Origin of the sequence: Sinomonas sp. (assembly GCF_051955515.1) — a bacterium.
In the GTDB taxonomy this organism is placed as follows: Bacteria; Actinomycetota; Actinomycetes; order Actinomycetales; family Micrococcaceae; genus Sinomonas.
The window spans coordinates 22,275-28,592 of sequence record NZ_JBQCGQ010000312.1; the positions used below are offsets into that span (position 1 = coordinate 22,275).

Here is a 6,318-nt window from a genome sequence, read left to right on the forward strand (position 1 = left end):
GAGGGGCGCCGAGCCTGTGGATAACTTCCGAGGCCGCAGGGCGATTTGGGATAGACATAGGTCATGGAACCAAGGGAGCCAGCAGTGCCGGGCTACGACGTCGTCCGGCTCTTGGGTCGTGGGGGAGGCGGGGACGTCTGGCTTCTGCGGGCGAGATCTTCCGGGTGCCTCGCGGCGGGAAAGGTCGTGCGCGGTGCGGAAGGCCGCCTTGCCGAGCGCAGGGAGGCTCGGAGGCTGAGGTCCCACCAGCACCCTCACGTCGTCGAGTTCCTCGGCAGCGTACCGCTGCAAGACGGGTGCGGTGGTTCGGTGCTCCTCATGGACTACGCGGCCGGTGGGTCGCTCGCCCGTCTTGTGTCGGTGCGGGGCCGATTGAGCGTGGGCGAGACCGTCACGACGATCGCGCCCATTGCCCAAGCCCTGGCAGCTCTCCACCTGAACGGGACGTCCCACCTCGACGTCGCTCCGGGAAACGTCCTCTTCTCTGCTGAGGGCAAGCCGCTCCTCAGCGATCTGGGGGCCGCCCGCACCGTGGGGGAGGAGAAGGCGCCGAGGGCGGCGACCGCCGGGTTTGCTGATCCCGCGGCAGACGACTCGTCGCACATTGCCGGCCCCGCCTCGGATGTCTACGCGCTGGGTGCTCTCGCCTGGTTCTGCCTCACGGGGACCGCCCCCGAAGAGGGAATCCGGCGTCCTCCGCTCACGCTCGCCGCACCTACCGTGCCTCGATCGCTGGCCACCGCGGTGTCCGCCGCCTTGAGCGAGGATCCGCGCCTGCGCCCGACCGCCGCTGAGTTCGCGCGCGCGGTGCTGAGGAGTGCGCGGCCGGAGCCCGTCGACCTGGCACCGGCTGTGGAACCCGAGGTGCTGCCTCAGCTGGTGACGCGGGTGCGGGAGGACGCGCGCCGTCGTCGGCCCCGGCTGCCGTTCAGCCTCTCGGCACCCGGTCAGCGTTGGCGGCGCGCCCGCGTCCAGTTCGCGCTCATGTGTCTCCTCGCGGTCGGTGCCGTCGTCCTGATCCTTGGAGGGGTGCTTCCCGGCGCGTGGCAGAGCGGCGGAGGGCGGGAGTCCGCGCAGTCGGCATCCGCCGGATGGATGAGCGTCCCCGAGACTCTGCGGCGCAGGGCAGAGTCTTCGGACCCTGTCCAAGCAGTCCAAGCGCTTGCCGCCATCAGGGCACAGGCCCTTTCGAAGGGCGACCGCGAGCTCCTCCGCAGGGTGAACGTGCGGGGCTCGAGCGCCGAGAGCTCGGATGAGGCCGTCATGGACCGACTGGTGTCAGAGGGGAAGACGCTGGACGGTTTCTCGACCAGCGTTCTGACGGCCGAGCTTGTCAGCTCCACGGACCCCGGAGGGAGCGAGGCCGTGGTTCAGGTGCGGGTGGTGACGCCTGGATTTGCCGTGCGCGGACCAGACGGCGGCGAGCTGAGCGCGCCCGGCGGCGGGACGGACCAGACCCTTCGCGTCGTGCTCGAACGCTCCGATGGCCAGTGGCGCGTCGCACGGATCCTGAGTGGCTGAGCGCCTTGCCTATGATCGGAGGGTGACAGCCTCCAGCTACTTCCGGTACCCGCACCTGCACGGTGATCTCGTGGCCTTCGTCGCCGAGGACGACGTATGGCTTGCACCCCTGCAGGGAGGGCGGGCATGGCGGATCTCCGCCCTCCAGCTGCCGGCCCGCAACCCGCGCTTCACCCCTGATGGATCGAAGGTTGTGTGGAGCGTGGTGCAGGGAAGCGCGCCGGAAGTCGTGGCCGCCGACGTGGATGGCGGCGGCTTCCATCAGCTGACCTATTTCGGGCACCAGACGACCCGCGTCAAGGGCTTCGATCTGCGCGGCAGGGTGATCGTCACGAGCGCCCACAATCAGCCCGACGCGCGCCACACGCACGCGTATGCGATCCCTGTCGAGGGCGGGTGGCTTGAGGAGCTGCCCTTTGGCCCCGTCGATTCGGTGGCGTACGGGCCTTCCGTGGGAGACGAGCGGCCGGTCGTCGTGGGGAGTGTCCTCACCCGCGAGCCGGCGGCATGGAAGCGGTACCGTGGCGGGGCTGCGGGGAAGCTCTGGATCGATGCGGACGGCGGGGGAGACTTCCGGCTGCTGACACCGGAGCTCGGCGGGAATGTATGCGACCCCGTCTGGATTGACGGCCGCATTGCGTTCCTCTCTGACCACGAGGGCTTCGGGAACATCTACTCGGTGGACCGCGACGGGTCGGACCTCAGGCGACACACCGACTTCGACCGCTTCTACGCGCGGCATGCAGGCTCGGACGGGAAGCGGATCGTGCTTGAGTGCGCGGGGGAGCTGTGGCTGCTTGACGGCCTCGACGCCGAGCCGCGGCGCCTCGAGCTCACCCTTGGTTCGGCCTCGACGTCGCGGCGGCCCGTGCCGCTCGCGGTCGGCCGTCACCTCGGCGAGGTGGTGCCGACGCACGACGGCGGAGCGAGCGTTGTCGAGTCGCACGGCACTCTGCACTGGCTCACCCACCGCGACGGCCCATCCCGAGTCCTCGAGGCCACGCCCGGGGTCCGGGCCCGTCTGGCACGCCCGATCGGCGCGGACCGAGTGGCGTACATCGCCGACCACTCGGGAGAGGAGGCGCTGTTCATCGGGCAGCTGTCCGACGTCCTCATGCCTGGAGCCCCCTCAGACGTGCCGACGACGTCCACAGGGCCGGTCCTTCCGGGCTCGGCTGCGGGCCCTGAGATACCGTTGCCGGTTCCCGCGGGCGGTGGCATCGGAGTGCACGGCGCCGTCTCTGCGCTGTCAGGCAATTTCCAGCGCTCCTACGTCGTCCCCGTCCGCCGGAGCTCCGCCAGTGAGGCGAAAGGATCCGGCGCCCCGCGCCGTTTCGACCTGCCCTCGGCCAGCAGAGTCGCAGAGATCGCACCGAGCCCGGATGGTCGGAGACTGGCCCTCGGCACAGCGTTCGGCGAGGTTCACCTTGTGGACACTGAGTCCGGCGAGTCACGGACACTCTCCAGCGTGGGCGAGGGCAGCATCGAGCAGCTCGTCTGGAGCCCCGACTCCCGTTGGCTCGCCTGGAGCGAACCTGTGACGGCCTTCGGCTCCCGTTCCAAGCTGCGCATCGCGAACGCCTCGGACGGAGAGATCGCTGATATCACGGACGGCCGCTTCTGGGATGCCTCTCCTGCGTTCACGCCTGACGGACGCTACCTCGCGTTCCTGTCGGGCCGCAGCTTCGACCCCGTCTACGACGGCCACTCGTTCGACCTCGCATTCCCCAGCCCGATCAAGCCCTACATCCTTCCCCTCTCCTCGACGACTGCTTCGCCCTTTGGTCCGAAGGTGGCCGACTTCCAGCCTCATCCAAAGGCCGACGCAGCCGCCGCTGCCGCCGAGGGCGACGGCCCGTCCGGCGTGGAAGAGGCGGTGGTGGTCGACCTCGAGGGCCTGCCGCAGCGCGTCGTCGCGCTCCCCGTGCGCCAAGGCAACTATTCACGGCTCAGTGCCGCTCCGGGCGCACTCCTGTGGCTGTCGCATGACCTCAGCGGAGCGACTGGCGACGGCAAGGCCAAGCCGGGGGACAAGGATGCACAGCCGGCTCTGGAGCGCCTCGACCTCGCCGACGGCACCACCTCGACCCTCGTGAACGCGCTGGACACCTACCGTCTCAGCGGCGATGGCAGTCGTGTGGTGTACGTGAGCGAGCGGCGCGTGCATTCAGTCCCGAGTGGCTCGAAGGCCGAGGAGGGGTCCCCCGATCACATCGCGGTGGACCTCGAACGGATCCGGGTGCGGCTCGATCCGGTGTCCGTGTGGCGCCAGGGATTCCGGGAAGCGTGGAGGCTTCAGCGCGATTTCTACTGGACCGCGGACATGGCCGGACAGGACTGGGACGAGGTGCGCAGGCGCTACGAGCCAATCGTCGACCGGTTGGGCTCCCATGACGACCTCGTCGACCTTCTCTGGGAGCTCCACGGCGAGCTCGGCACCTCGCACGCGTATGTCACCCCGATGCTGGTCTCGGAGCCGGGCGCGGGAGGGCAGGGGAGGCTCGGTGCCGAGTTCGACTACGACGGCGGATGGGTGGTCCGGCGCGTGCTCGCGAGCGAGTCCTCAGATCCGCTCGCGACGTCTCCTCTCGCGGCGCCGGGTGCTGCTGTCCGCGCGGGTGATCGCCTGCTCGCGGTCGACGGCGTACCCCTCACCCCCGACTTCGGCCCGGCGATGGCCTTGGTTGGGGCATCGGGCAAGACGGTCGAGCTGACGATGGTGAACGGTCCTTCCCACGGCACCCAAGAGGGCCGTCGACGGCGGATCGCCGTGGTGCCGATCCGGGATGAGGAACGACTGCGGTACCAGGACTGGGTGCAGGCGAACCGGCGCCTCGTGCGGGAGGCCTCTGGCGGACGATTCGGCTATCTCCACGTCCCCGACATGGCCGCACGCGGCTGGGCCCAGCTGCACCGAGACCTCGACACGGAAACCGCCCTTGATGCGCTGGTCGTGGATGTCCGACGCAACCGAGGCGGTCACACCTCGCAGCTCGTCGCGGAGCTGATAGGGCGCCGCGTGACGGGCTGGAGCATGCCTCGCGGCGAACAGCCGCGCACCTATCCACGCCATGCGCCGCGGGGACCCGTGGTAATCCTCGCCGACGAATTTGCAGGCTCGGACGGCGACATCATCACCCAGGTAGGCAGGCTCCGGGGGATCGGGCCGGTGATCGGGACGCGGACGTGGGGCGGCGTCGTCGGAATCGACAATCGCTTCCGCCTCGCCGACGGAACCGCTGTAAGCCAGCCGAGGTACGCGACCTGGTTCGGCGGCGGAGTCGGTTGGGGAGTGGAGAACCGTGGAGTCGAGCCGGACATCGCGGTCGCCTATCCGCCGCACGCGTATGCTGCAGGCGTTGACCCGCAGCTCGAGCGCGGCATCGGAGTGCTGAAGGAGATGCTGTTGGAGATTCCCACCGAGCGGCCCCCGGCACGCGAGGGCTATCCCTCGGTGAAGCCAAATCCTCTTCCTCCGCGCCCGCAGGACCTCGCAGCGGCGGGCGCAGCGGTGGCGTACGAGGGCTGAATCCTCCTGGGCCGAAAGAGACCCCCGTTCTGCGCCTTTCTGGGCGCCGAGCGGGGGTCTCGCGTACCCGGGCCAAGAAGGCTCAGGCGTTCAAGCCTCGATTAGGACTCGAGCGTCGCCTCGAGGACGATGTCGATCCCCTTGAGTGCGCCGCTGACCGGGCAGCCCGTCTTGGCATCCTCGGCCAGCTTCTGGAACTCGTCCTCGGAGATGCCGGGCACCTTGGCCGACACCGTGAGCTTGCTCGTGGTGATGCCCGTGCCGGGCACGAAGTCGACCTCGGCCTGGGTGCGGATCTCTTCCGCCGTGTAGCCAGCCCCTGCAAGGCCATTGCTGAACGCCATCGAGAAGCATGCGGAGTGAGCGGCGGCGATGAGCTCTTCCGGGCTGGTCTTGCCATTCGCGTCCTCGCTGCGTGCCTTCCACGTGACGTCGAACGTGTCGAGCCCCGACGAGTCGAGGGTCGTCTGGCCGGAGCCTTCGGTGAGGTTGCCCTTCCAGACGGTGTGGGCAGTGCGGATCGTAGCCATGCTTTGCTCCTTGCTTTCTCTCCGGTGTCCCGAACCTCGGGCACGCCGGACTTGCGTGTTGCTGGTGGAAAGGTGGACTGGCCCCGCCATCGTAGGCACAAAGCAGCCCCGCTCGCTCAACGGTTAAGCGGGCGGGGCTGGGGATACGACGAAGGCGTCAGGGCCAGATCGTTGCGATGGCCACATTGAGCAGGGCGAGGCCTCCGACTGCGTGGGCGAGACCCGGCGCAACCGGCTCTCCGGCCTTTCGGCGGCGATTGCCCACGAACGCGAGGGCGCCGACCACGACGGCCACGATGAACTTCACGATGAGCTTCGGATAATCGGGCGCGGGCCAGTTGGGGACCGTGTTCACCATGACCGGGAGGAGCCCGGCCAGAATGATTCCGGTGACGAGCTGAGTCATGGCACCGTCGAACTGCCGCGCTCCGACCGTGGGGCTCTTCATGGACGCGATCCATGGGCCGACGATCATGGCCGCGCCGACAATATGGAGGAAGACGACGATGCTGAAGACGACAGTCATGGTCCCGATTCTAAGTGGGGAAGTCAGCGCCAACTGCGCGATGCGCCGTGGGGCAGGATTCCAAGTGGATAACGAATGAAAGGCGGCGGGGCACGTGCGTTTAGGTCCCGGCCCGCCCCCGGGGGTGGCCAACTGTTGGGTGGGGGAGAGGGCGCGTTGGGCCGCGAAACCCCCATACTCGAGGCCGGCCCCGCGGGGCTGGTGGGAGCGGC

Annotated in this window: 4 protein-coding genes; 2 read left to right on the forward strand and 2 right to left on the reverse strand. The window is 69.0% G+C overall.

Going from position 1 to position 6,318, the window contains the following annotated elements:
- The first annotated feature begins 63 nt into the window (after positions 1 to 63).
- Entirely contained in the window at positions 64 to 1,521 is a 1,458-nt protein-coding gene (locus tag ACTHL9_RS18630; RefSeq protein WP_440520753.1) for a serine/threonine-protein kinase, read from the forward strand.
- A gap of 22 nt (positions 1,522 to 1,543) precedes the next feature.
- Positions 1,544 to 5,050: a S41 family peptidase gene (locus tag ACTHL9_RS18635; protein ID WP_440520754.1), complete on the forward strand. Its 3,507-nt coding sequence runs from the start codon at positions 1,544 to 1,546 to the stop codon at positions 5,048 to 5,050.
- A 101-nt stretch (positions 5,051 to 5,151) separates the two neighbouring features.
- Here the strand turns inward: ACTHL9_RS18635 and ACTHL9_RS18640 are convergent, their stop codons facing one another.
- Together ACTHL9_RS18640 and ACTHL9_RS18645 are read right to left on the reverse strand one after the other, a co-directional pair.
- Positions 5,152 to 5,580, reverse strand: coding sequence for an OsmC family protein (locus ACTHL9_RS18640; protein ID WP_138413825.1), 429 nt, complete (start codon positions 5,578 to 5,580; stop codon positions 5,152 to 5,154).
- Between the two features lie 157 nt (positions 5,581 to 5,737).
- Positions 5,738 to 6,106, reverse strand: coding sequence for a hypothetical protein (locus ACTHL9_RS18645; protein ID WP_138413824.1), 369 nt, complete (start codon positions 6,104 to 6,106; stop codon positions 5,738 to 5,740).
- Between the last annotated feature and the right edge of the window lie 212 nt (positions 6,107 to 6,318).

Coding starts and splice junctions, on each gene's coding strand:
- ACTHL9_RS18645 (WP_138413824.1), bottom strand. CDS start 6,106: ATGACTGTCGTCTTCAGCATCGTCGTCTTCCTCCATATTGTCGGCGCG.
- ACTHL9_RS18640 (WP_138413825.1), bottom strand. CDS start 5,580: ATGGCTACGATCCGCACTGCCCACACCGTCTGGAAGGGCAACCTCACC.
- ACTHL9_RS18630 (WP_440520753.1), top strand. CDS start 64: ATGGAACCAAGGGAGCCAGCAGTGCCGGGCTACGACGTCGTCCGGCTC.